This is a genomic window from Nesterenkonia sp. AY15 (assembly GCF_022565855.1).
Classification (GTDB): Bacteria; Actinomycetota; Actinomycetes; order Actinomycetales; family Micrococcaceae; genus Nesterenkonia.
Map to the genome: position 1 here is coordinate 635,919 of NZ_JAJOYV010000001.1, position 23,427 is coordinate 659,345.

The 23,427-nt window shown below is 66.9% G+C and carries 21 protein-coding genes; 13 read left to right on the forward strand and 8 right to left on the reverse strand.

The features are described from left to right. Positions 1 to 319: 319 nt before the first annotated feature. The 3 genes from hflX (at position 320) to LSI54_RS02885 (ending at position 5,409) form a co-directional block, all read left to right on the forward strand. On the forward strand, positions 320 to 1,945 hold the full coding sequence (gene hflX, locus LSI54_RS02875) for a GTPase HflX (RefSeq protein WP_241464244.1): 1,626 nt from the start codon (positions 320 to 322) through the stop codon (positions 1,943 to 1,945). Between the two features lie 2 nt (positions 1,946 to 1,947). Next, positions 1,948 to 3,975: an ATP-dependent DNA helicase gene (locus LSI54_RS02880; RefSeq protein WP_342357705.1), complete on the forward strand. Its 2,028-nt coding sequence runs from the start codon at positions 1,948 to 1,950 to the stop codon at positions 3,973 to 3,975. A gap of 150 nt (positions 3,976 to 4,125) precedes the next feature. Beyond that, positions 4,126 to 5,409, forward strand: coding sequence for a CapA family protein (locus LSI54_RS02885; RefSeq protein WP_241477716.1), 1,284 nt, complete (start codon positions 4,126 to 4,128; stop codon positions 5,407 to 5,409). Between the two features lie 69 nt (positions 5,410 to 5,478). Here LSI54_RS02885 and lexA read toward each other — a convergent pair whose 3' ends face one another. Beyond that, positions 5,479 to 6,198, reverse strand: coding sequence for a transcriptional repressor LexA (lexA, locus tag LSI54_RS02890; RefSeq protein ID WP_241464246.1), 720 nt, complete (start codon positions 6,196 to 6,198; stop codon positions 5,479 to 5,481). A gap of 318 nt (positions 6,199 to 6,516) precedes the next feature. Here lexA and LSI54_RS02895 point away from each other — a divergent pair, with 318 nt between their 5' ends. From LSI54_RS02895 to LSI54_RS02920, 6 genes are all read left to right on the forward strand, one after another. Beyond that, the gene (locus LSI54_RS02895; protein ID WP_241464247.1) at positions 6,517 to 6,882 is read left to right on the forward strand and encodes a LysM peptidoglycan-binding domain-containing protein; all 366 of its coding nucleotides are present in this window, start codon (positions 6,517 to 6,519) and stop codon (positions 6,880 to 6,882) included. Positions 6,883 to 6,934: 52 nt separating this feature from the next. Continuing rightward, positions 6,935 to 8,074, forward strand: a complete 1,140-nt coding sequence (locus LSI54_RS02900; protein WP_241470000.1) for a histidinol-phosphate transaminase — start codon at positions 6,935 to 6,937, stop codon at positions 8,072 to 8,074. A gap of 38 nt (positions 8,075 to 8,112) precedes the next feature. Further along, the gene (gene hisB, locus LSI54_RS02905; RefSeq protein ID WP_106123307.1) at positions 8,113 to 8,730 is read left to right on the forward strand and encodes an imidazoleglycerol-phosphate dehydratase HisB; all 618 of its coding nucleotides are present in this window, start codon (positions 8,113 to 8,115) and stop codon (positions 8,728 to 8,730) included. Further along, positions 8,727 to 9,368, forward strand: coding sequence for an imidazole glycerol phosphate synthase subunit HisH (gene hisH / locus LSI54_RS02910; protein ID WP_241464250.1), 642 nt, complete (start codon positions 8,727 to 8,729; stop codon positions 9,366 to 9,368). Before hisB ends, hisH begins: the two co-directional genes overlap by 4 nt. A gap of 99 nt (positions 9,369 to 9,467) precedes the next feature. Then, complete coding sequence (gene priA, locus LSI54_RS02915) at positions 9,468 to 10,229, forward strand: bifunctional 1-(5-phosphoribosyl)-5-((5-phosphoribosylamino)methylideneamino)imidazole-4-carboxamide isomerase/phosphoribosylanthranilate isomerase PriA (RefSeq protein ID WP_241464251.1); 762 nt, start codon at positions 9,468 to 9,470, stop codon at positions 10,227 to 10,229. Continuing rightward, the gene (locus LSI54_RS02920) at positions 10,226 to 11,134 is read left to right on the forward strand and encodes an SseB family protein (RefSeq protein WP_241469997.1); all 909 of its coding nucleotides are present in this window, start codon (positions 10,226 to 10,228) and stop codon (positions 11,132 to 11,134) included. The genes priA and LSI54_RS02920 overlap by 4 nt, the downstream gene beginning before the upstream one ends. 27 nt (positions 11,135 to 11,161) lie before the next feature. Here LSI54_RS02920 and LSI54_RS02925 read toward each other — a convergent pair whose 3' ends face one another. The 3 genes from LSI54_RS02925 to LSI54_RS02935 form a co-directional block, all read right to left on the reverse strand. Next, on the reverse strand, positions 11,162 to 11,743 hold the full coding sequence (locus LSI54_RS02925) for a MarR family winged helix-turn-helix transcriptional regulator (RefSeq protein ID WP_241477717.1): 582 nt from the start codon (positions 11,741 to 11,743) through the stop codon (positions 11,162 to 11,164). A gap of 55 nt (positions 11,744 to 11,798) precedes the next feature. Then, on the reverse strand, positions 11,799 to 12,476 hold the full coding sequence (locus LSI54_RS02930; protein WP_241477718.1) for a PepSY domain-containing protein: 678 nt from the start codon (positions 12,474 to 12,476) through the stop codon (positions 11,799 to 11,801). Between the two features lie 172 nt (positions 12,477 to 12,648). Continuing rightward, positions 12,649 to 13,068 carry a multicopper oxidase domain-containing protein gene (locus LSI54_RS02935; RefSeq protein ID WP_241477719.1) on the reverse strand — a complete coding sequence of 140 codons (420 nt, stop codon included), beginning with the start codon at positions 13,066 to 13,068 and terminating at the stop codon, positions 12,649 to 12,651. Positions 13,069 to 13,107: 39 nt separating this feature from the next. Here LSI54_RS02935 and LSI54_RS02940 point away from each other — a divergent pair, with 39 nt between their 5' ends. Further along, the gene (locus tag LSI54_RS02940; protein WP_241477720.1) at positions 13,108 to 14,271 is read left to right on the forward strand and encodes a sensor histidine kinase; all 1,164 of its coding nucleotides are present in this window, start codon (positions 13,108 to 13,110) and stop codon (positions 14,269 to 14,271) included. Positions 14,272 to 14,580: 309 nt separating this feature from the next. Here the strand turns inward: LSI54_RS02940 and LSI54_RS13115 are convergent, their stop codons facing one another. Further along, a complete protein-coding gene (locus LSI54_RS13115) occupies positions 14,581 to 18,564 on the reverse strand; it encodes an FtsK/SpoIIIE domain-containing protein (RefSeq protein ID WP_241477721.1) in 3,984 nt (1,327 codons plus the stop codon). A gap of 231 nt (positions 18,565 to 18,795) precedes the next feature. Here LSI54_RS13115 and LSI54_RS02950 point away from each other — a divergent pair, with 231 nt between their 5' ends. Genes LSI54_RS02950 through LSI54_RS13120 form a run of 3 tightly spaced genes read left to right on the forward strand, consistent with a single transcriptional unit; the run spans position 18,796 to position 21,751 of the window. Next, entirely contained in the window at positions 18,796 to 20,022 is a 1,227-nt protein-coding gene (locus LSI54_RS02950) for a CpaF family protein (RefSeq protein WP_241475276.1), read from the forward strand. Continuing rightward, a complete protein-coding gene (locus LSI54_RS02955; RefSeq protein ID WP_241464259.1) occupies positions 20,019 to 20,879 on the forward strand; it encodes a type II secretion system F family protein in 861 nt (286 codons plus the stop codon). The genes LSI54_RS02950 and LSI54_RS02955 overlap by 4 nt, the downstream gene beginning before the upstream one ends. Next, positions 20,876 to 21,751 carry a type II secretion system F family protein gene (locus LSI54_RS13120; protein WP_241477722.1) on the forward strand — a complete coding sequence of 292 codons (876 nt, stop codon included), beginning with the start codon at positions 20,876 to 20,878 and terminating at the stop codon, positions 21,749 to 21,751. Before LSI54_RS02955 ends, LSI54_RS13120 begins: the two co-directional genes overlap by 4 nt. Positions 21,752 to 21,852: 101 nt before the next feature. Here LSI54_RS13120 and LSI54_RS02965 read toward each other — a convergent pair whose 3' ends face one another. Genes LSI54_RS02965 through LSI54_RS02975 form a run of 3 tightly spaced genes read right to left on the reverse strand, consistent with a single transcriptional unit; the run spans position 21,853 to position 23,290 of the window. After that, positions 21,853 to 22,320, reverse strand: a complete 468-nt coding sequence (locus LSI54_RS02965) for a protein-export chaperone SecB (protein ID WP_241477723.1) — start codon at positions 22,318 to 22,320, stop codon at positions 21,853 to 21,855. Between the two features lie 46 nt (positions 22,321 to 22,366). Then, positions 22,367 to 22,759 (reverse strand): helix-turn-helix transcriptional regulator, encoded by a 393-nt coding sequence (locus tag LSI54_RS02970; protein ID WP_241477724.1) that lies wholly within the window; start codon positions 22,757 to 22,759, stop codon positions 22,367 to 22,369. A 33-nt stretch (positions 22,760 to 22,792) separates the two neighbouring features. Then, positions 22,793 to 23,290, reverse strand: coding sequence for a hypothetical protein (locus LSI54_RS02975; RefSeq protein ID WP_241477725.1), 498 nt, complete (start codon positions 23,288 to 23,290; stop codon positions 22,793 to 22,795). Positions 23,291 to 23,427: the final 137 nt, after the last annotated feature.

Genomic DNA, 23,427 nt, shown 5'->3' on the forward strand with positions numbered 1-23,427 from the left:
GTGAATCGTAGTAGACTCCTCCCTATGTGGATTCACCTGACGTACTCCCGCCCGCGCGGTTGAGTCACCCCTTCACCACCTGGCCGGCCCGCTGAGCCGGCAGTGTCGTTCGCCCGGCACCAGCGCGGTCCTCGCGGACTGCGCCACCTCGGTTCCCGATGCGGATCCGGAAGCTGGCCGAACCAAAGTATCCACACCCCCGAACAAGCCCCGCTCGATCTCCACAGCGGACCCGCGCACTTAACCATGTCCAGGGTCGAACGTAGGATGGAGATCCACGGCGGGCAGGGCCAGGCCGAAAACTGGTCCTAAGGAGATCATGACCAAGCAGAATCACACGCCCGAACCTTCAGGCGAGACCCCCGAGGACTCCACGGCGCCAGCCGCAGAGCAGTCCTCCGTCGATGCGACCATCGAGCGGATCCTGGCCGCTGATCGAGCCCGCGAAGACGCACCGAAGCGGACCACCCGGTTTGAGGCGGATTCGAGCTTCAAACGCCGCGGCATCCTCGGTGAACAAGCACGTGAGCTCGCCGGTGATACCTCACACTCCGAGTCCGACGGCGAACAGTTCGAACTCATGGAACGCCGCTCCCTGCGCCGGGTCGACGGGCTCTCCACCGAGCTGGAAGACGTCTCCGAGGTGGAGTACCGCCAGCTGCGCCTGGAGCGCGTGGTCCTCGCCGGGCTCTGGGGCGAGGGCACCGTCGCAGAGGCGGAATACTCGCTGCGTGAGCTCTCCGCGCTCGCCGAGACCGCAGGCTCCACCGTGCTCGACGGCTTCCTGCAGCGCCGGGCCAAGCCGGACCCCGGCACCTTCTTCGGCTCCGGCAAGGCCGAAGAGATCCGCGTCGCAGTGGCCGAGCTCGGCGCCGACACCGTCGTGGTCGACTCCGAGCTCGCACCCTCCCAGCGCCGCGGCCTGGAGGACATCGTGAAGGTCAAGGTCATCGACCGGACCGGCCTGATCCTCGACATCTTCGCGCAGCACGCGAAGTCCCGGGAGGGCAAGGCCCAGGTGGAGCTGGCCCAGATGGAATACATGCTCCCGCGCCTGCGCGGCTGGGGCGAGTCGCTGTCCCGCCAGGCCGGCGGCCAGGTCGGTGGTGCGAGTGCCGGCATCGGGTCACGCGGTCCAGGTGAGACCAAGATCGAGCTGGACCGTCGGCGGATCAACGCGCGCATGGCCAAGCTCCGCAAGGACATCGCCGCGATGAAACCGGCTCGAGACGCGAAGCGGGCCAACCGCAAACGCAACGCCGTGCCCTCCGTCGCGATCGCCGGATACACCAACGCGGGCAAGTCCTCGTTGCTGAACCGGCTCACCGACGCCGGGGTCCTGGTGGAGAACGCCCTGTTCGCCACCCTGGACCCCACCACCCGCAAGGCGGTCACCCCGGACGGGATCGGCTACACGCTCTCGGACACGGTCGGCTTCGTCCGACAGCTGCCCACCCAGCTGATCGAGGCGTTCCGCTCCACGCTGGAGGAGGTGGCCGACGCCGACCTCATCCTGCACGTTGTCGACGCCTCCCATCCCGAGCCCGAGGGCCAGATCAGCGCGGTCCGCACGGTGCTGGCCGAGGTCGACGCCGACGAGGTGGACGAGGTCATCGTGCTGAACAAGGCCGACGTCGCAGACTGGGACGTGGTGGAACGGATCCGCCGTCGTGAGCCGCACACCATCGTGGTCTCGGCGCACACCGGGGAGGGGATCGAGGAGCTGCGCGAACTGATCAGCCGCTCCATCCCGCGTCCCAGCGTCCCGCTGCAGCTCATGGTGCCCTATGACCAGGGAGACATCGTCTCCAGGCTCCACGCGGAGGACGCCGAGATCCTCTCCACCGAGTACCTGGAGGAGGGCACGCTGCTGAAGGTGCTGGTCCGCCGGGAACTCGTCGGGGACCTCGCCGAGTTCCAGGTCCAGGCAGAGCCGACGCCTTGAGCGTGAGCACCAGCCGGTCCACGGGATACCAGGAGACCACGGACCTGCTCGAGCGCGCCGTCACCGCCATGGGCGGAGTCAAGCGCGAGGGGCAGGTGACCATGGCCGAACATGTGGCCATGGCGCTGCGCAAGCGCCGTCACCTCCTGGTCCAGGCCGGGACCGGCACGGGCAAGTCACTGGCCTATCTGGTGCCGGCGGTGGTCCACGCACTGGACGCGGAGAAGCCGGTGCTGATCTCCACCGCCACGCTGGCGCTTCAGGCCCAGATCATGGGCCGTGATCTTCCGCGCCTGCTGGAGAACATCGCCGAGCACGTGGACCGACCGGTCGACGTGGCCCTGGTCAAAGGCCGGGCGAACTACGCCTGCAAGCACAAGATGGACGGCGGCTTCCCCGAGGACGACGACGAACAGGCCCTCTTCGCCTTCGCCGACGAACCCACCGGCGGGGTCACCGCCTTCGAACCCGGCTCTCAGCTGGGCAAGGAGATCGTGGCGCTGCGCGAGTGGGCCGAGGTCACCGAGACCGGGGACCGGGATGACCTGCCCAACGGGGTGACCGACCGGGCCTGGCGGCAGATCTCGGTGAACGCCGTGGACTGCATCGGCCCGCGCAAATGCCCGATGGCGGCAGAGTGCTTCTCCGAGCGAGCCCGGGAGAAGGCCAAGGACGCCGACCTGGTGATCACGAATCACGCCATGCTGGCCATCGATGCCTTCGAGGGGCTCGACGTGCTGCCGGACCATGACGCCGTCATCGTCGATGAGGCCCATGAACTGGCCGACCGGGTGACCTCCGCGGTGACCGCGCAGCTCTCCGCACAGATGATCAAGGCCGCGGCCTCCTCCGCTCGGCGGCACACCGCCATCAACGTCGAAGCGCTGCAGAGCTCCGCGGTCGCCGTGGAGGCGGCCTTCCACCGGATCGACTCAGGCCTGCTAGCGCGCGGCCTGAACCCGCAGCAGCGCGAGGCGGTCGAGCTGGCCCGCAACGCCGCACGGACCGCACTTTCGGACTCGAAGCCGACCGGTGACGCCGAGGCCGATCCCGGGCGCAGCACCGCCAGGTCCCGGATGCAGGCCGTGCTCGACACCGCCAACCGGATCCTGGACTCCCCGGACACCCCCGACGTGGTCTGGCTCAACAGGCCCGGAGCGTTCGTGCCGGGTCGGGGCTACCAGGAGGCAGATCTGGATGAGTCCCCACTCATCTACGTCGCACCCACCTCGGTGGCCGGGCGGCTGCGTGAAGGCCTCTTCGGTGATCGCACCGTGGTGCTGACCTCCGCGACGCTGACCATCGGCGACAGCTTCGACCCCGTGGCCGGGTCACTGGGCCTGGCGGGGGAGAAGGCCCCGGCCTGGGACGCCGTGGATGTGGGTAGCCCCTTCGACTACCCCAAACAGGGGGTGCTCTATGTGGCCAAGCACCTGCCGCCGCCGTCGATGAAGACCGCCCAGGCCCAGCGTGATGAGCTGGCCGGTCTCATCGAGGCCTCCAAGGGTGCGACCCTCGCGCTGTTCTCCTCTCGCCGCGCCGCCGAGGAGGCGGCCGAGGATCTGCGGCAGCGCCTTGATATCCCTATCCTCTGCCAGGGCGACTCGACGATGTCCGCGCTGGTGCGCGCCTTCGCTGAGGATGAGGAGACCTGCCTGTTCGGCACCATGAGCCTCTGGCAGGGCGTGGATGTGCCCGGCCGGTCCTGCCGGCTGGTGGCCATCGACCGGATCCCGTTCCCACGACCGGATGATCCACTGGTCAGTGCGCGCAGCCAGGAGGTCACCAAGCATGGCGGCAACGGGTTCATGCAGGTCGCTGCCACCCACGCCGCCACCCGGCTGGCCCAGGGTGCTGGACGGCTGATCCGCACCTCGGAGGACAAGGGGGTGCTGGCCATATTGGACTCACGCCTGGCCAATGCGCGTTACGGCGGCTTCCTGAAGCAATCGATGCCAGATTTCTGGCCCACCGTCAACGGGGATCTGGCCCGCGGGGCGCTGGCCCGGCTGGCCGAGTCAGACGGCTAGCTCGACCTGTGAGGTGAGTCGGGTGCTGGGAGCTGGGCTCAGTGCGCTTCCCGGGTGAGGCTGCAGAAGAGAATCAATCCCACATGATGGGTGACCACGGGAGGCTCACAGACGATGTCGGATCCAAGACGCACCACAGGCTCAGGCCCCATGACCTGCTTCTGGGTGCTGGCGGCAGCGCTCACCCTGGCCGGCTGCGCCGAAGGCGTTGGGGATGACGACGCCGCGCCCGCTGTGCCGACCGATGCGCACAGCGATACTGACACCGCGCGGCCCGACATCGACGACGATGAAGCCGACCAGGCGGAGACTGACGAACCTCAGCCGGAGCAGTTCACCATCGCCGGCACGGGGGACATGCTTCTCCATGGCCCCATCATTGACGAGGCAGCTGCGCTCGCCGACGGCGCAGACTACTCGTTTGCGCCGCTGATGGGCGGGGTTGAAGATCTCATCAGTGGTGCTGATCTTGCCCTGTGCGGGCTGGAGGTGCCGATCGCCCCAGAGGGTGTGGAGCCGGCCGGTTATCCGGTGTTCGCGGCCCCGCCGGAACTCGCCGGGGATCTCGCCTCGGTGGGTTTCCACGGCTGCTCCACAGCAAACAACCATTCCTTCGACCAGGGAACGGCCGGGCAGGAGCGCACGCTCGACGTCTTCGACGACGCTGGCCTGGGACATGCCGGAACCGCGCGAACTGAAGCCGAAGCCGCCCAGCCCCAGCTCTACACGCTGGAACGCGGCGGACAAGAGGTGACGGTGGCGCATGTGGCCACCACCATGCTCCACAACCAGGCATATCCACCGCCGGAGGATGAACTGTGGCGCGTCGCCGATGTCACTCCCGAGGAGCTCACAGACCAGGCGGCCCAGGCGCGCGAGGACGGCGCCGACGTCGTCGTCGCCTCTGTGCACTGGGGTGAGGAGTATGTCCACCAGCCCGCTGAAGAGCAGCGGGACTATGGCGAGCAGCTGGCAGCCGGTGGTGAGATCGACGTGGTGTTCGGCAGCCATTCGCACACGCCCCAGCCGCTGGAACACCTCGAGGGCGGCCCGTCAGGTGAGGGCATGTGGGTGGTGTGGTCCATGGGCAATTTCCTCTCCAACCAGGACGAGGCCTGTTGCATCCCAGAAACTGCCAGCGGAACAGTGGTCTACGCAACGGTCGAGGTCAGCGACGAGGACGCCGAGGTCATCTCCATGGACTGGCTGCCCGTCACCGTGGATCGCGGCCCGACCGATGATGAGCCTCACCGAGGGATCTGGCCGCTGCGCGACCTCGCCGAGGAAAACATTCCGCCTGGGGTCGAACTCAGCGCGGAAACCGTTGAAGACCGGTGGTCGCGGGTCCTCGACGTCATGACGGAGCAGGAGCTCCGCGAGGATCCACCGTCACCCACGGGGGAGGAACCCACGGTGGTGCCGCGCCGGGACTAGGACGCCGGGTCTCGGAGGGCCGGGAAGAGCTGGGGGCACCGCGGCGTGTGTGGGGGACCTGCAGCTGCCTCAGAGGCTGCGCAGCACCGTGACGACCTTGCCCATGATGGTGGACTCGTCGCCGAGGATCGGCTCATACTGCCGGTTCTGCGGGAGCAGCCAGACGTGGCCGTCGCGGCGCTTGAGCGTCTTCACGGTCGCCTCGTCGTCGAGCAGGGCGGCGACGATGTCGCCGTTCTCTGCGGTGTTCTGCCGACGCACCACGACCCAGTCGCCTTCGAAGATGCCGGCCTCGATCATGGAGTCACCGCGGACCTGAAGCATGAACAGCTCGCCCTCGCCGGTGAGCTGCCGCGGCAGCGGCATGATGTCTTCGACCTGCTGATCGGCCAGGATCGGTCCACCGGCCGCGATCTGACCCACCATGGGAATCTCAGAGATCCGGCTGTCGGACTGGGTGCGGTAGCCCTGCAGCTCCACCACTGCGTCACGTGCCGCAGATTCGGCCTCCTGGGCCTGTTCGCTGAGCACGGGGGCGCCGGCAGAGTCACGCAGCACCTCCATGGCGCGCGGTCGCCCGGGCACCCGTCTGAGGTAGCCCAGCTCCTGGAGCCGCGCCAGCTGGTGAGTCACCGAGGAGAGTGAGGCCAGCCCGCAGGCGTCGCCGATCTCACGCATGGAGGGAGGGTAGCTGCGCTCGGCCAGCGACTCCTGGATGACATCGACGATCTGCCGCTGCCGATCCGTCAGTCGCGGCGCTGCCGATGAGTCCCTGGTGTTCCGCGCCATTGCTGCCTCCGTAGTTGTGCTGAGCGTTCTGCGTCCCGATGAAGCAGTGCCGGACCCGAGCGGACCGAGCTCCGAGCGGACCGAGATTCGACCCTGTACCGAAGCGGGGCTGACCCCGCCGGGACCCGTGTCAGCATCCATGTCAGACCCTGCTGGTGGACTGTTCACCGTGAGATTCGCTTCGAAGATCACTTCGAACTTGGCGCTCAGGTTACTCGAAATCGTAGAGGGATTCCATTGATTCTGCGGCGAGTCTGGTCGAGATTCGAAACTATGTGCTAGAAATAGTACACACGTTCGAATGAGAGGTTCTTCCCCATGAGTACAGCACCGCTTGCACTTGCACCTGTTGACTCCGCACCGGCTCCGGCAGTGCACCTCACTCGCCGCGGTCGCTTCCTCCTGTTGGGCCTGCCCGCGTTGGCAGTCCTGGCGGTCGCACTGTTGGGTGCGCTCATGCTGGCCACCTCGCTGCTGAACCAGGCGCAGGCCTCCTCGGGCGACGTCCCAGGCGTGGACGCACAGGTGGTCACGGTCGGCGCGGGGGACACGCTGTGGAGCGTCGCGGCCTCCGTGGACTCCGAGGAGCACGCCCAGGTCCTCATCGGGCAGATCGCTGAGCTCAACGGTCTCAACGGCTCCGAGCTCACCCCGGGCCAGGAACTGTTCGTCCCAAGAGACTGAGCAGACCGCGGGAAGCTGAAGTCGGTGCGCATCACCCGGTTAGAATGTCCCGGTGACTTCATCCCGTGCCAGGAACCTGTCCCGACTGCCGCTGCGCGAGGAGCTCCAGGGTCAAGAACCCTACGGAGCCCCGCAGCTGAGCGTGAAGGCGATGCTCAATGTCAACGAGACCACCTATGACGTTCCGGCCGATGTGGTCGATGCCATCGGCAAAGAGGTCCGCGCCGCGGCCGCCCAGCTCAATCGCTACCCGGACCGCGAGTTCTCGGTCCTGCGACAGAAGCTCGCCGAATACCTGAACCGAGACCTCGCCTCCGAGGGAGAGCCGGCCGAGCTGACGGCCGAGCACATCTGGGCCGCCAACGGCTCCAACGAGATCATGCAGCACATCCTGCAGGCCTTCGCCGGCCCGGGCCGCTCGGTGCTCTCCTTCCCGCCGACCTACTCGATGTACCCGCTCTACGCCCGCGGCACCTACAGCGAGTACATCGCCGGGACCCGCGCGGCTGACTTCACCCAGACCCCTGACGACGTCGCCGCGCAGATCCGTGAGCACCGTCCCCACGTGGTGATCCTGTGTTCGCCGAACAACCCCACCGGCACCGCACTCTCGCTGGAGACCGTGGAGGCCGCCTATGCCGCCGCCGAGGAATCTCAGACCATGGTCGTGGTGGACGAGGCCTACGGCGAGTTCCGCCAGTCCGGAACCGGCTCGGCGCTGGCGCTGCTGCCCGGGCGGGAACGGCTGATCGTCTCGCGCACCATGAGCAAGGCCTTCGCGCTGGCGGGTGGCCGACTGGGCTACCTGGCCGCGGCCCCCGAGGTCACCGACGCCATGCGACTGGTGCGGCTGCCGTACCACCTCTCCGCGGTGACGCAGGCGACCGCCGTCGCCGCCCTGGACCACTCGAGAACCCTGATGGCCAATGTGGAACGGATCAAGGAACAGCGCGACAGGATCGTCACCGCGCTGGGGCAGATGGGTCTGCACCCGGCGCCGTCGGACGCCAACTTCGTCTTCTTCGGCGGCCTCACGGACGAGAAGGCCGCCTGGCAGCACCTGCTCGAGGACGGGATCCTGATCCGAGACGTCGGCATCCCCGGGCATCTGCGCGTGACCGCCGGCACTGAGGAGGAGACCGGCGACTTCCTGGCCTCGCTGCAGCGATTCATCACCAGCACCACCGCGTAGACTGAAGCGTTGGCGTACCCCACCACCAAGCAGGAGTTATGGGAGCAGAATTGATCTCCGGGCGCATCGCCCAGATGGAACGTGTCACCAGCGAGTCCAGCGTCAAGGTCCGGATGGACCTCGACGGGACCGGCACCTCGAACATCAGCACCGGTGTGCCGTTCTATGACCACATGCTCACCGCACTGTCCCGGCACTCCCTCATCGACCTCGACGTCGAAGCCTCCGGCGACACCCACATCGACGTGCACCACACGGTCGAGGACACCGCCATCGTGCTCGGCGAGGTCTTGCGCGTCGCCCTGGGAGACAAGCGGGGCATCCGACGATTCGGCAATGCCACCATCCCGCTGGATGAGGCGCTCGCCCAGGCCGTGGTCGATGTCTCCGGCAGGCCCTATCTGGTCCACTCAGGGGAGCCCGAGGGTCAGCAGTACCACCTCATCGGTGGGCACTTCACCGGTTCCATGACCCGCCATGTCTTCGAGGCGATCACGTACCACTCCGGGATCTGCCTGCACATGACCCTGCTCGGCGGACGCGACCCGCACCACATCGCCGAGGCCCAGTTCAAGGCCTTCGCCCGCGCGCTGCGCGAAGCAGTGGAGTCCGACCCGCGCACCGACGAGATCCCCTCCACCAAGGGTGCCCTGTGACCGGCAAGCCCGACGTCGTCGTCCTGGACTACGGCTCCGGCAACACCCACTCCGCGGTCCGTGCGCTTGAGCGCGCCGGCGCGGACGTGACCCTGACCAAAGACACCGACGCGGTGCTCAACGCCTCCGGGCTGGTGGTGCCCGGTGTGGGCGCCTTCGCGGCGGTGATGGCTGCGCTGCGTGAGATCGACGGACCCCGCTGGATCGGCCGCCGGATCGCCGGGTCCCGCCCGGTGCTCGGCATCTGCGTCGGGCATCAGGTGATGTTCGACCGCGGAGTCGAACACGGCATTCCCGCCGAAGGCCTGGGGGAGTGGCCCGGTGAGGTCACAGCCCTGCCCGAAGATGCCGTGGTCCCGCATATGGGCTGGAACACCGTGCGTCCGCCCGAGGACAGCGTGCTCTTCGACGGGCTCAGGGATGAGCGGTTCTACTTCGTGCACTCCTACGCCGTGCAGTCCTGGGACTTCGATCAGTCCATCGAGACCATGAACCCACCGAAGGTCACCTGGAGCCACCACGGCGCCGACTTCATCGCCGCGGTGGAGAACGGTCCGCTCTCGGCCACCCAGTTCCACCCGGAGAAGTCCGGTGACGCGGGGATGCAGCTGCTGCGCAACTGGATCCTGAGCCTCTGACCGCTGTCCTTCGGCGTGACCTGAGGGTCCGCCGCCCGAGAACCTGACCCACCCAGCCAGACATTCCGACCAGCCGTACATCCAGCCGAAAGTAGATCCATGACTGAGCCCTCCGCGCCCACTGCCACCGTTCCCGCCCTGGAGCTGCTGCCCGCCGTCGACGTGGCCGACGGCCAGGCCGTGCGACTGGTCCAGGGAGAGGCCGGATCTGAGACCGGCTACGGGGATCCGCTGGAAGCTGCCCTGAACTGGCAGCAGCAGGGCGCCGAGTGGATCCACCTGGTGGACCTCGACGCCGCCTTCGGCCGTGGCGACAACCGCGACATCATGGCCCGCGTGGTCAAGGAGCTCGGTGTGAAGATCGAACTCTCCGGCGGCATCCGCGACGACGAATCCCTGGACCGGGCCCTGGAGCTCGGCGCCACCCGCGTCAACCTCGGCACCGCCGCACTGGAAGACCCGGAGTGGACCGCCCGCGCCATCGAACGCCACGGCGACGCCATCGCCGTGGGCCTGGATGTGCGCGGAGAGACCCTCGCCGCCCGCGGCTGGACCCGCGAGGGCGGCAACATCTGGGAGGTGCTGCAGCGCCTCGAAGACGCCGGCTGCCCCCGCTACGTGGTCACCGATGTCACCAAGGACGGCACCCTGCGCGGCCCCAACACCGAGCTGCTCGCCCAGGTCTGCGCCAAGACGAAGAAGCCTGTGGTCGCCTCCGGCGGCATCTCCTCCCTGGAGGACGTCGCGGCCCTGGCCAAGATGGTCTCCCTCGGGGTCGAGGGCGCCATCATGGGCAAGGCCCTCTACGCCGGGAAGTTCGAGTTCCCCGAGGCGCTGAAGGTGGCCTCAGCCTCCGCATGAACCAGGACTCCGCCCCCAGCAGGGACCTGCCCGGTCATATCGCTGCCCTGCTGCAGCGTGCACCCCGGGACGCCGAGGGCCGCCCCGCGGACTCCGCCGGGATCCCCTGGGCGGACCGCGACCTCTCCGGCGACGGCAACCCGCTGCACACCTTCGACGGCGACGACGGCCTCGCCGCCGCCGCGGTCCGGTCCGCCCGGGAGCAGCTGCTCGCCGGCGAGCTCGATGAGGCGGGATTCGTCAACGCCCTGGCCGGGCAGCGGCTCTTCGTCCCGGTGCTCGCCGAGCTGGCCGAGGAGGCCGCGCCCGCCCCGGGCGGCTCGACCGAACCGGGCCATGGCGGCGCGCCGGTGGGAGACAAGCAGGCCGACATCACCTTGATCAGTGTCACCAGCCGCGATGGACGCCAGACGATGCCGGTGTTCACCTCCGTGCAGGCACTCACCGCCTGGCACGACAAGGCCCGGCCGGTGGCGGCCGAGACCGAACGGATCATGCTCGCGGCCCTGGCCGAGGGCGCCGAGCTCGCGGTGCTGGACCCCGGAGCGGAGCTGACCTTCGTGCTGCGCCGCCCCGCGGTGGAGGCGTTGGCGCAGGCCACCCGATGGGTGCCCTCGTATCAGGACCCCGAGCTGGCCGAGTCGCTGGCGGGGATCCTGGATCTGTGCCCCGGAGTCGCCCAGCTGCAGCTGCAGCCCGGCGACGGCGTGGCGACCCGCACCGAGGCAGGAGATGCGGTGGTGGGCGGCGGCAGCGGACCGGAGCTGAGCATCGGCGTCGTGCTGGCGCCCGGAGCCGATGAGGTGGATGCCCGGCTGGCGCTGGCCAGCGTGCAGGCGGCCCTGTCGGAGTTTGAGATGCTGCGCCATCGGGCGGACTCGGTTCAGCTGAAACTGGTCCGCTGAGCGGAGGTCGTCGCTCAGACTCTGGGCTCAGGCCCGGTCTGCCGCAGCGACGGTGTCCTTGATCTGCTCGCAGATCTGCCGCAGCGTGTCGGCCTCGGCGTCATCCAGCGCGGGGTGGAAGAGCTGCTTGATATGCGTGGCGTGCAGCCGGGAGGCCTGCTCGAAGACGCGGTGCCCCTCTTCGGTGAGCTGGGCGGTCATGCCGCGCCGGTCCTCGGCGTCGGCGAAGCGATCGATCAGACCGCGCTTCTGCAGCGACTTGACCTGGTAGGAGAGTCGGGAGGGGGAGAAGACCATGCCCTCGGCGAGTTCCCCCATGCGCAGCTGGTTATCCTCGGCCTCGGCCAGGAGCAGCATCAGGTTGTAATCGGTGAGCCGCAGCCCGGTGCTGGAGTGCAGCCGCTTCTCCATGCGATCGCTGATGATCGCGGAGGTCTCGAAGAAGGACCGCCAAGCCCGAGCCTTGGGAGAGAAGCCGGTGAGGTCGTGACGGCCGCGTTGATCATCGACCGTGCCTGCCTCGACGGCGTCCCGGGAGGCCTCGCCGACGGGCTCCTGCGCGGTCGGGTTCACGTTGTCACTGGTGGTGTCGCTGTGGCTGGCCGTCACGACCTCACCTCTTCCCTGCCCTAGTCGGCTGATTCTCAAGTCAGCCCATTCTATGTCAACTGTCCACGTTGACGACCTCGCCGGTGGCCACATCCACATAGACCTCGGTGCCGTTGTCCAGGTCGATCTCCCAGACCACCGCGCCGTTGTCGTCGTCGAGATCGGCCTCGGCGGCAACGCCGTCGCCCTCCTCAGCGGCGGTGCGCAGCGCCTCAGCGAAGTCGATCTCCACCGACTCCGACTTGCGCTGGTCATCGGAGTCCACGTCGTCCTCCTCCGCATCGATGATCTCGAGGCTGTCACGGTCCACTTCGAGCTCCCACTCGACCTCGCCGTCGTAGATCGTGAACTCGTAGTAGAAGCCTTCGGTGTCGAAGTCCAGCACGATCGCATCCGGGTATTCGGCCATGACGGCGTCTACGGCGTCATAGGGCTCCTGCGGACCATCGCCGTCCGAGGTCTCGTCCGTCTGTTGCGTATCCGCATCCTCCGGATCAGCTGCAGCATCCTCATCCGCATCGGTCCCCGCCGCGTCCTCCTCGGCTGTGGCGTCCTCCGTCGTGTCCTCGGTCCCGGTGTCGGCGGTCTCAGCGGTCTCGGTCTGCGCAGTGTCTTCGTCCTCGGCGGGATCCTCTGCGCCGAGTTCATCACTGGCGCAGGCGCTCAGCGCCAGTGTCGAGATGGCGGCCATCGAGAGAAAAGCGTTGCGTGTGCTCATGCGGGTGTGGGACATCGGATCTCCTTCCACAAGCGGCTATGGGCTGACTCCCAGAGAGGCGGTGCGACTGGCCTCCAGCCTCCTGGGATGCTGCGTGCAGCAGGGCCTTGCTGCATCCTTGGAGAATAGTTGCCCGCGCTGATCTGCGTCTACCTTGGATCCAGGCCAGACGCTGAGCGGATGGGGCTCAATGTTCGTGCTGACTCCTTGAGGGACTCCCGGGACGACCCTTCGACCGATTTCCGGGCTGCTGCCCCGGTTCGACGACGACGAACTGGCCGATCATGCGCAGATCCTCGTGACAAAGCAGGTGAGAGTGGAGCACCTGGGCCAGATCCGGGTTGGTGTGGTCGGTGGGGTTGGTGAAGCGCAGCGCGCTCCGAGTGGTGGTGTTCGGCGCTGCGTCGACCGTGTCCTTCCAACCGGCGAGTTCTGGGCCTGGTGCGCGGCTGGCGATGTCGACCACATGGAACTCGACGTCGTGGCCGTGGAGGTTGCGCGGGAGGTTGCCTGAGTTCGAGACCTCCCAGACCTCCGGGACCTCCCAGACCTCCCAGACCTCCGTGGTGTCGACCTCCACGACCTCATCGATACGTTCCAGGTCCATCGCCAGACCATTGATGAGCCAGGTGGCTAAACTGGGAAGGTGCCTTTCACCTTCTGGCGCGGCATTCCTCTGGACCTCGCGGCTGCAGCACTGGTCACCGTGGTCATGATCATCGCCGCCTCGGAGTCAGCAGATCAGCCGGCTCGGCAGGTCGATGCGGCGGTGGTCGCGATCCTCCTGTTCACCGGGGCCTGGACCGCTATTGCGCGACGAGCCCCGCGGGCCGCCCTGATCGGCGCCAGCGTCAGCTTCTACGCCGCCGTCAGCGTCGGCATTCCCGACTTCTCGCCAGCCCTGGCCATCGGCGTGCCGGTCTTGATCGCCGCGTGGAAGGGGCACCTCTGGTGGGCGCTCGCGGTCCTCGCGCTGACCGGTCTCATCGGCGTGCCCTACCGGCTCAGCGGTCCCGAGGCGGAGCCGCTGGGTCAGGTTGCGCTGAGCACGCTCTTCGACATCTCGCTGCTGGGGGTGTTGCTGCTGTTGGGGGAGGCGCTGCGCAGCCGGCGCACGATCCGTGAGGAGGCCTCCCTGCGACTGCTGCTGGCGGATCAGCAGCATCAGCGCCAGCTCACCGAGGAGCGACTGCGTGCCGCTCGTGAACTCCACGATGTCCTGGCCCACACGGTGGCCGTGGTGGGCATCCAGGCAAGCGTGGCGGCGGAGACCATCGACAGCGACCCGGAGACCGCGAAACAGGCCGTGGCGAGGGTCCGTACCGCCAGTCAGGAAGCCACCGTGGATCTGCGCAGCACCATCGCGGTGCTGCGCGAAGACGGCACCGGGGCCGCGCAAGAGTCCGCACTCGCAGAACATCAGCTCGCTGAGCTCATCGACGCCGTCAGGACCTCGGGACTGGACGTCTCGTTGACCGTCCACGGGGACCTCTCCACGGTCCGTCCCTCTGTGGAGCTGGTCGTCTACCGGATCGTGCAGGAATCACTGACCAATGTGCTGCGCCACTCGACGGCGGAGAGCGTGGATGTCGGTCTGGACCTGCAGGCCGATGTGGTCAACGTGATCATCCGTGACCATGGCAGCCCGCGGGAGCCCACCCCGGTCCGGCCTGACCGGCACGGATCGGAGCTGCAGGGGATGGCCGAGCGGATCGCTGTGGCCGGGGGTCGGTTGGACTACGGACCAGCCGACGACGGAGAGCCCGGTTACCGCGTCCGGGCCCGGCTCCCCACCCGGGGTCCCCAGTGACGCTGCGGGTACTGCTCGTCGATGACCAGGAACTCGTCCACACCGGGCTGCGCCCTGGAGCTGGGACGCTTCGGCGTTGAGATCGCAGGTGCGCTGTTCCTCAGCACAGCGGCGGTGAGTCCGACGTCAACCGTCCTTGGACAAGTGTGATGTCGGGACCGGGCGCAGCTGGTGGTGGTCGCCTACGAGTCGGGGCGGGTCCGACCGGGTGAGGCTGACGCGCCGGAGGGGCCCTTGCCATCGATCCTCCCAGTGGCCAAGCCGCCAAGTCTTGGGAGCCGCCCTGTCTCTCGGCAACCAGCGTGTGTCTCAGCGGTCGGCACAGGGTGTCCGCGGGTGCCTCCACCATTGGATGACCCGGGGCCCCTCGGATGCCGTCCACACTGCACGTCCCGGAATGAGTCTCGGCAGGATGGGAATGGAGCTTCCGAGGGCGTCCCCCTGCGAGCGGCTCAGCGGACTGAGCACGAAGTTCGCTGAGCCTCCACGTGCCCGGTAGGACCAGGGAAACTGACCGACGACGTTCAGGTTTGGCCGTGCCGTCGCCAGCACCTTTCCCCCAGAGTCCAGCCACGCCTCAATACTCTGGTGCTGCGCGGGGGTGCACCGGTCGGCGTCGTCGACCAGGAGCAGCCGGTGGGCCGCAGCCTCGGTGACCCCGTGCTCGCAGGTCTTGGAAAGATCGCCGAGAGTCCAACACCCCCGCTGGGCGGCGACCACGCGCAGGGCGTTGGTCTTCCCGGTCTGCGCGGTTCCGAGGATGAGCCCGACCTGCCAGGAGTCGTCCTCGAGCAGGGCGGGTGCGTGCGTGAACTGGCGCAGGCCCAACAGCAGCGCCTCCGAGCGGGGTTTCAACACAGGGAGGTCTATCGCTTCTGGCAGCGGGTGCACCCGGAGCATGGGACCGTTCGTCGATTCTTCACCGCCGATCACCTGGCTCCGAGGTTGCTGCACGCGGACGCCGGTCACAAGCTGGACGGTCAGGCCTGGGGGCGGAACATCGGCCGTGACGAGGACTCCGCGCCCGAGCAGGCGATCTGTGACGCGCAGCTTCGGCCACAGCAGCCGCACGTCCTCGGAGACGCCGTAGGGGAGGTAGATCCTGGACGGGAGCCGCGAACCCAGCTTCCCCAGGGCGAGCTCGCGGCCTCCTGCGACCACCGCGCTGACACCGAAGCCGGCTCCCTCACCGATGAGGACGCCCAGGTCATGCTCCAAGCCTCCAAGGCCGAGCAGGTGACTCAACCCATGCCACTGCGGGTGCCCAGAGACGATGAGGACCACCGGGATGCGCTCCTGAGGCGGGGCGGTGCGCCGTCGGACCACCAGGCGGTGAAGCTCGCTGACCAGGTGTTGAGCCTCCTGAGGGTGTTCCGTGGTGACCCAGGACCCGACTCGTGGGTGACTCCGGAACTGTTCCAAGGAGTGGTCGCCGTCCAGGAGGTACACGTGGACCTCTGCGGGGAGCTCCAGGAGCTGGTGGACCAGTGATACCAAGGCTGCGGTGCCGCCAGACCCGGTCTCGCCCAGCAGGGCGGTGCCCAGACCCTCGTTCAGGTTGAGGCGAAGCGGACGCTGCGCCTGCCGGGCGGGATCGTCGATGAGGCCGAGGAGGACCTCGTGGGCCTGGGGTGGCGCTCGCAGGATCTCGGGCAGCGGAGGGCAAAGCGGAGTGTGGGGTCTGCTAATCCGCTGCCGGCGCATATGCGCCCCCAGCGTCTCGACCAGGTGCGGAGTGGTCTCTCGCCACCCGGCCGCCGGCGGCATCGGGGACCTTTCCGGACGTGCCCGGAGCTTCGCCGAACGGTCCAGCAGCTGCACCGCATGAAACGCCACCGCTGGTTCTCCTGGGCGTTGGATGATTGCTCGGCCCGGCAGGTGCCGAGGGATATGTGCGGGCGCTGTGGTTCCCACCAGTTCGCGTGCCTCGTCATCGCTGCGCAGACGCAGACAGATCGTGGTTCCGATGTTGGCCCGGATCTCTGCTGTGACCACTCCCTGTGGGCGCTGGGTCGCGAGGATCAGATGGAGTCCCAGCGATCGACCCAGGGTGGCAAGGCGCATCAGTTCACCCATCGCTGCCGGAAGCTCCTGCGTGAAGATCCGAAACTCATCGAAGACCACCAGGATCCGAGCCAGCGGCCGGTCGGGCTGTGCTCGTCGGAAATCTGCGTAGTCGGTGGCCCCGGACTCGAGGAAGAGCCGTTCCCGCCGGGTGAGCTCAGATCGGACGCCTTCCAGCGCGCGATCGGCCTGTGCCTGTGTGAGGTCCGTGACCAGACCCACCGTGTGCTCCAGTCGCGCCAGGTGTTGGAAGCTCGACCCGCCCTTGAAGTCGAAGAGCAGGAAGTTCAGCTCGCGGGGATTGTATCTGGCCGCCCAGCCGAGCAGCATCGACTTCAGAAGCTCGGATTTACCCGCTCCAGTCGTTCCTGCCAGCAGGATATGGGGACCGTCCTCCACCAGGTCCAGAAGCTCCGCGTCGGCGGCCCCACGGCCGAGCAGCGTCTCCAGCCGCAGGTGGGCGCTGCGCGTCATCAGGGGGTCGGGCAGGGCCGCGGTGAACTGCGCGGGGACCTCGGGAGTCGTCGCCGTCCTTGAGATCCGCGCGAGCCCCAGCCTGAGGTGTTCGTGGAGCGTCCGTCGCGACAGTCCGTCAGGAACCAGCTCTGTTGCGACCCGCAGCGCGGCTCCTGACTCGATCCGGTGGATCTCGCCCGATTCGAGGTTCACCTGCCAGCCATCGGCTGCCGGGGGAAGCCCCTGCTCCTCCGGTGGCTTCCCCGGCAGTGTTTGGAGGGCAGGGGACCCGGCCGGGGAGATGACGTGCCACCCGGCGTGCAGCGCTGCCCGAATGTGTGCGGGGTCCAGCGAAACAGGGGTGATCAGCACCGGTGCAGATGAGATAGGGGACCTGGCCTGTCTGAGCTGCAGCGCGTCGGGGAGACTGCGCCGCTGCACGACGCTCACGTGGGGATAGTCGCGCAGCTCCGTGATGTCGAGAAGCTCACCTGACCGGGATCCGCCGCTCTCCTCGGGACCTGCTGCGAGCATGACTTCGGGAGTTGTTCGGCAATGGTGGGTCAGCTGCGCGAGAATCCAACGCAGGACGCTGAGCTGGTCTCGAGGTGGGCCCGAGAGTGCGGTGTGTTCAGCCGCGCGAAGTGTCAGCGCCGCCGCTGTGCAGACCGAGAGTTCCGGCAGGTCAACCGGCGGTCCAGTATCACCCGGGCAGTCCAGATCAGCATCGATTCTCGCCTCACCCACTGTCACGACGACGCCCTCGGCGTCCGTGGGGGTGAGCGAGCTCCGCGGGTGAGCCCGCGCTCGCAGGGCTCTGATGGAGCGTCCTGGTGGGGTCAGCAGGTCTCTGCGCTGCCGGGCCCATGCGGTGGCGGCCGCACGAACGGCCCGGCGGAAGCGCTGGCGCTGCCGGTGCGCGACGACGAGTGTGACCACAGCAAGGAGTGCAGAGGCGGCGCTGAACATCAGGAAGATCCACATTCCGGTGACGAGCACCAGCACGATCCCGACGATCAGCGGGGCCAAGGACATGAGCAGCGTCGTGCGGTGGCGTCCGGACGGTGGCTGTTCCGCGACGCTTGCGCGTGGCAGGGGCCAGATCGCTGCGGGGGCAGCCGCCGGCGCGTTCTGGACCAGCTCCACGCGCGACCCGCCGACGGAGACCGGGACCTCGATGGCGAGCAGCTGTGAAGCTGTCCCTGAGCGAGTCAGCTTCACCTGTGTCGCACTGACATGGATCGAAGCATGCACGGGCTCCAGACGAGGGTCATTGATCCGGATGTCTGCGGTGCCGCGATGCGCAGTGCCCCGCCCCAGCAGGTGGACACCTCGCGGGACCTTCACCATCCATCCGGAGTCCGGCCCGGCGCTGATGCACAGTCGCAGCGGTGACGGGTCCGACCTGGTTCGCTGCGCCGCATGGGCTCGGGGATGCAGCACCACGACCATTCCGTGATGGATCGAAGAGGAGTCCGCGGCGTGGTCCTTCAACGGCGTATGGTCCAGGACTGCGACCCAGGCGGGTCCGACTGGGCCGGCCAGGACCCCAGTGCGGGAAGAACAGTCGCTCCGGAAGCTCTGGACCCATGCGGACAGCGCTTCATCGATCTGCGCCCCCGAGGGGATGGCGGTGCCGTCGAGGACGATCCTCAGCTCGTGGACGTGCGCACCGCCCGCTGCGAGACGCATCAGGGTCCACAAGGACTCAGGAACGGACCCTGGCGCGTGGACGACTGTGAAGGCCAGGGTCATCGGTGCTGCCGTGGTCACGCGTGTCCCTCCTGATCCTCGGGTGCCGAGACGTCCGCGAGAGCGCTTCGCGGCGTCCGCTTTCCCTGAGGTTATGCCCCCCACGATTCGGCGGCCGCGGGCAGATGGCGAGCTGTGGAGAACCTGTGATCATCGCCTATTTTCCACAGGGTTTGAACAATCGCTGGTCAGTCACTGCGTAGCTGGCTATCGTGATCTCACCACACTGGAATCAGGGACGAGGCCGAGCCTGTGGATGCTTTGACGATCGTTGAAGATGAGGTGCGGGAACAGATCCGACACCGCGGGCTCGACCCTGCAGAGAATCCGCGCGGCGTGCGAGAGCTGGTCGAGGCCGCCGTCGTCGAGTACGACCGGCGGTCGATGGTGACCGCGTTGCCGCTGATCGGCCCCGTGGAGCAGGCGGTCAAGCATGTCGTCGATGCCGTCGCCGGCTTCGGGGAGCTTCAGCCGCTTCTTGATGACGCCTCGGTGGAGGAGGTCTGGGTCAACGGACCCAGCGCTGTGTTCGTGGCTCGCGCGGGCCGTTCCGAACTCACCTCGATCACATTGAGTGAATCCCGCATCCGGGACCTCGTGGAACGGATGCTCAAGAGTTCAGGACGCCGACTTGACCTGTCCTCACCGTTTGTCGACGCGACGCTGCCCGATGGGTCCCGTCTGCACGTCGTGATTCCGGACATCACCCGACGCCACTGGGCCGTCAATATCCGCAAGTTCATTGCGCGAGCCCATACGCTCGACGACCTGGTCCGCAACGGCTCCCTGACCGCAGCGGCCGCGGAGTTCCTGGCCGGGTGTGTGGACAGCGGAATGAATATCCTGGTGTCAGGCTCGACCCAGTCTGGAAAGACGACGCTGTTGAATTGCCTCTCGGCTGCGATCGGTCCGCGAGAGCGGGTCGTCACGGTGGAGGAGATCTTCGAGCTGCAGCTGCCGCTTCGCGATGTGGTCGGACTGCAGTGTCGCCAGTCCAACCTCGAGGGGGAGGGAGAGATCCCGCTCCGGCGGCTGGTGAAAGAGGCGCTGCGAATGCGCCCTGACCGGCTCATCGTCGGGGAGGTCCGGGAAGCCGAGAGCTTAGACATGCTGATCGCTCTGAACGCAGGACTTCCTGGGATGGCGACCGTGCATGCCAACAGCGCCCAAGACGCTGTCACCAAGATCTGCACCCTTCCGCTGCTGGCCGGTGAGAACATCTCGCGCAGCTTCATCCTGCCCACCGTCGCCTCCTGCTTCGACCTGGTCGTCCATTGCGTGCGCGAGCGGGACGGCAGCCGCCACGTAGGGCAGATCCTGGCCGTGGGGAGCCGGGTCGAGGCCGACACCATCGAGACGACCATGCTCTTCGACGCGCCGGAGGGTGAGCTGGAGGTCACGGAGTCTGCAGTCTTCGATCTGCCGAAGCTCTCACCGCAGCACCAGATCCGACTGGCCAGGACGGGGATGCTGGGATGAGTCTGCTGCTGGGATTGGGGCTCGGATTCGGACTGCTGCTGATCTACGCGTCCTTCTGGCCGCGTCCCTCCACCGCGGGTCGTCCCAACCGACCGCGTCGGCGGAGGCTGCGCAAGCTTCTCGATGAGGCCGGGCACCCCAGAATCCCGGTCACGGGGGTCCTCACCGCAGTCCTGGTCTGCGCCGTCGCAGCGTTTCTGGTCGTCCTGGTGCTCACCGCTGCGGTCCCGGTGGCGCTGTGTTTCGCGTTCTTCGCCGGGATGGTCCCGGTCCTGGCGCTGCGCTGGCAGGCCGGGAAGCGTCGCGCACTGCTGCGACACATCTGGCCTGATGCGGTGGATCATCTGCGCTCGGCGGTCAGGTCGGGGATGTCGCTGCCTGAGGGGCTGATTCAACTCGGCACCTCAGGTCCAGAGCCGCTGCGTGAACCGTTTGTGGAGTTCGCCAAGGACTACCGCGCGGGACAGACCCTCGGTGTCGCGCTGGAGAGGCTGAAGCTGCGTCTCGCCGATCCGGTGGGGGACCGGATCGTGGCGGCGCTCCTGATCACTCGCGAGGTGGGTGGTTCTGACCTGGGCCGGCTGTTGAGCACCTTGGCGGAGTTCCTGCGCGAGAACGCCAGGACGCGAAGCGAACTTGAGGCGCGGCAATCCTGGACGGTCAACGCCGCCAAGCTCGCGGTAGCCGCTCCTTGGATCGTGGTTCTGCTGCTCTCGTTGCAGCGGGATGCCGCCGAGGCATACCGAGGCGCCACCGGCATGCTTGTGCTTGGTGCCGGACTCCTCGTGTCCCTGGTGTGCTATCGACTCATGCTGCGCATCGGCGCTTTGCCGCGGGAAGTACGGGTGCTGGCGTGAATGAGGCGGTCATCGGATGGGCAATGATCTGTGGGCTGGTCCTGGGACTTGGCCTGGTCATCATCCTGCGAGCGCTGCCGGTGAACAATCAGCCCAGCTTCTCAGCACGGGTGGCTCCCTACCTGCGTTCCACGGACTCGCGGTTCGCCCTCTCCGATTCTGGTGCCGAGCACACCATGCCCCTGGGAGTACTGGCGAAGATCCTCACCCCGGTGCTGCACCAGGCGGCACGCCAATTCGATCGGTTCAGTCTCGACACCCAACAGCTTGGTCACCGGTTGGGACAGGCGAACTCACGACTCGGTCCTAATGACTACCGCCTTCAGCAGCTCGGCTTCGGAGTCCTCGGCGCCCTGCTGGGAACCGGGCTCAGTCTGCTCGGCGTCTGGGCAGGCAGCCTCAACGGGTTCTCCGCCGCGGTCATCGTGCTCGGGCTTGCAGGATTGGGCGTGGCCCTGCGTGACAACCTGCTCACCAGCCAGATTCGGCGCCGACAGGCGCGCATGCTCACAGAGTTTCCCACCATCGCAGAGATGATCGCGTTGGCGGTCAGCGCCGGTGAGGGGGCTCCCGGTGCGTTCTCCCGCGTGGGAAGGCTGGCGCGCGGAGAGCTGGCCCTCGAGCTGACCCGGGTGCTGCACCAGACCCAAGCCGGCACCAGCTTCTCGACAGCGTTGAAACAGATGTCCACCCGGGTGGGGTCGGCGCCGATCTCCCGGTTCCTCGAGGGCATCATCGTGGCGATGGAGCGCGGCACGCCCCTGGCCGAGGTCATGCACGCCCAGGCTCAGGACGTCCGCGAACTCGCTCGTCGCGAACTGATCGAAACGGCGGGGAAGAAGGAGATCGGGATGCTGGTCGCAATGGTGTGATGTTGCTACTTTTAAGCCGCGGGCCCGACGTAGGCGAATCGATTGAGCAGCATCTTCGTGATTCCGCGCGACCACACGCTAGCCACGATGAGCTCGGAAACTCACTCGCCCTTCTCGGCCTGTTCGAGCAGGGGTATGTAAAGGGGAGGGAACCCAGCACGAACAATCGTGTCAGACAGATACTGCCGAATATACGGATAGACCATGCTTATGCCCTGCGTTCGAGCAAACCCCTCGGCGCGGTCAACGTCCATGAAGTGTTTGTGATGCTCGGCTATCGCGATCTGGGCCTGGTACGTGACCTCGACAGTACCAATTGGCCGATCGCCACTTTTGGGCTTGGAATCAGGTGAGTCCCCGACGACAAATATCTCGAGCTTTGTCTCCACGTCAACGCTGAGGACGGAAGGATCTTCCGCCCATTCGGGTGTGGTGTGCAGGTCGAGACTGTAAGTGAGACCCCCAGACACCTGACGCTTGGAAAGCGTGAAAGCTGTCGTGGATTTTTGAAGAAAAACTCCGATTACCGTCGAGTCGAGGCCATTCTCGGGCGCTACTTCTGTCTGCATAAGGTCGTCGGTTCCTCTCAAATACCTCTTAGAGGCTGATCGACAGTCACATGTACTGGTATGCGGGAATGCTTTCCTCTGGCCAGCGACCGTGGATGTGGACCCGTCGGCCCTTCCGATGGTCCTCCAACGAGATCACCTCCGCCAAGTCCCGCGAGACGACCGCCGGCTCAACCTGGTAGCGGACCATCGCTCCGACTGCGAGCGCGTAACGACGAATAGTGGACAGCTTTAGGTCATTGCCGAGTCTTTCAACGGCGGAGACGGTCGGCTGCGTGACACCCATGCTGTCGGCAACGTCCTGCTGGCTCAGCCCGGCGCGTACGCGCGCGCTAACGAGCTTCTCGATGAAGTCGTAGTGCTCCTCGGCGAGCTCTGCAGCGAGCTTCGTTTTGGGGTCCTCGGGGTCAATCCCAAGGAGGCTTTCTAGGGTGTCCATAGACTGCAATCTATGTAGCACGACCGCGCGGTGTCAACTAACCGTGCCCCAACCCCAGTGTCGGCAACTCTCGCGGTCGTAGCGTGCCGCGCCCACCGCGATCTCCGAGTCCTGTTCATCAGTGATTTCCTGTCCAGTTTTCCCCTGCACCTCTTTTGAGTAGGCCTTCACGGCGACCAGCAAGGAGGGGAACTCTGCAGGCTCTGCGTGGTATTGACGCAATAGCCAGCTTCCTACTTGAAGTCGCAACTCCCAAAGGTGGGGCTCTGTTCTGACGCTGTCGAGATCGTGTCGACTCCGTGTGTCACGCTTAGTCGTTGCTTGCCCCAAGCAGGCTCTCTCTTGCAGCTTCTTGAACTCCTGGTAGCGCATCAACGTCTCGTCCCTCGTCGAGCTCTGAATCGCCGCGCTGAGCTCTTCGTCAACGATGGCCAGAATTTCTCCCGAGGCAAGCTGGACGTTCAACCGGTGCATTTCGTACTGGCGACCTGGCGTTACACATCTCGAAACGCTCGTCTGTACATCAGTCATTGATCCGCCCGTCGAATCGGGATCTCATACCTAAAGTCGCCATGGATCCGATCCTAGCTTCCTTCGCCAACCTCACAAGGCTGATGCACAATCCACTTCTTGGGGTGGGGCGCGGCGCTGGCCGGGTCTCAGCAGCC

What these genes read in the sequence shown, in the direction of transcription:
- hflX (WP_241464244.1), top strand. Translation starts at nt 320, where the DNA reads ATGACCAAGCAGAATCACACGCCCGAACCTTCAGGCGAGACCCCCGAG.
- LSI54_RS02885 (WP_241477716.1), top strand. Translation starts at nt 4,126, where the DNA reads ATGACCTGCTTCTGGGTGCTGGCGGCAGCGCTCACCCTGGCCGGCTGC.
- lexA (WP_241464246.1), bottom strand. Translation starts at nt 6,198, where the DNA reads ATGGCGCGGAACACCAGGGACTCATCGGCAGCGCCGCGACTGACGGAT.
- LSI54_RS02895 (WP_241464247.1), top strand. Translation starts at nt 6,517, where the DNA reads ATGAGTACAGCACCGCTTGCACTTGCACCTGTTGACTCCGCACCGGCT.
- hisB (WP_106123307.1), top strand. Translation starts at nt 8,113, where the DNA reads ATGGGAGCAGAATTGATCTCCGGGCGCATCGCCCAGATGGAACGTGTC.
- priA (WP_241464251.1), top strand. Translation starts at nt 9,468, where the DNA reads ATGACTGAGCCCTCCGCGCCCACTGCCACCGTTCCCGCCCTGGAGCTG.
- LSI54_RS02920 (WP_241469997.1), top strand. Translation starts at nt 10,226, where the DNA reads ATGAACCAGGACTCCGCCCCCAGCAGGGACCTGCCCGGTCATATCGCT.
- LSI54_RS02930 (WP_241477718.1), bottom strand. Translation starts at nt 12,476, where the DNA reads ATGTCCCACACCCGCATGAGCACACGCAACGCTTTTCTCTCGATGGCC.
- LSI54_RS02935 (WP_241477719.1), bottom strand. Translation starts at nt 13,068, where the DNA reads ATGGACCTGGAACGTATCGATGAGGTCGTGGAGGTCGACACCACGGAG.
- LSI54_RS02955 (WP_241464259.1), top strand. Translation starts at nt 20,019, where the DNA reads ATGAGTCTGCTGCTGGGATTGGGGCTCGGATTCGGACTGCTGCTGATC.
- LSI54_RS02965 (WP_241477723.1), bottom strand. Translation starts at nt 22,320, where the DNA reads ATGCAGACAGAAGTAGCGCCCGAGAATGGCCTCGACTCGACGGTAATC.
- LSI54_RS02970 (WP_241477724.1), bottom strand. Translation starts at nt 22,759, where the DNA reads ATGGACACCCTAGAAAGCCTCCTTGGGATTGACCCCGAGGACCCCAAA.
- LSI54_RS02975 (WP_241477725.1), bottom strand. Translation starts at nt 23,290, where the DNA reads ATGACTGATGTACAGACGAGCGTTTCGAGATGTGTAACGCCAGGTCGC.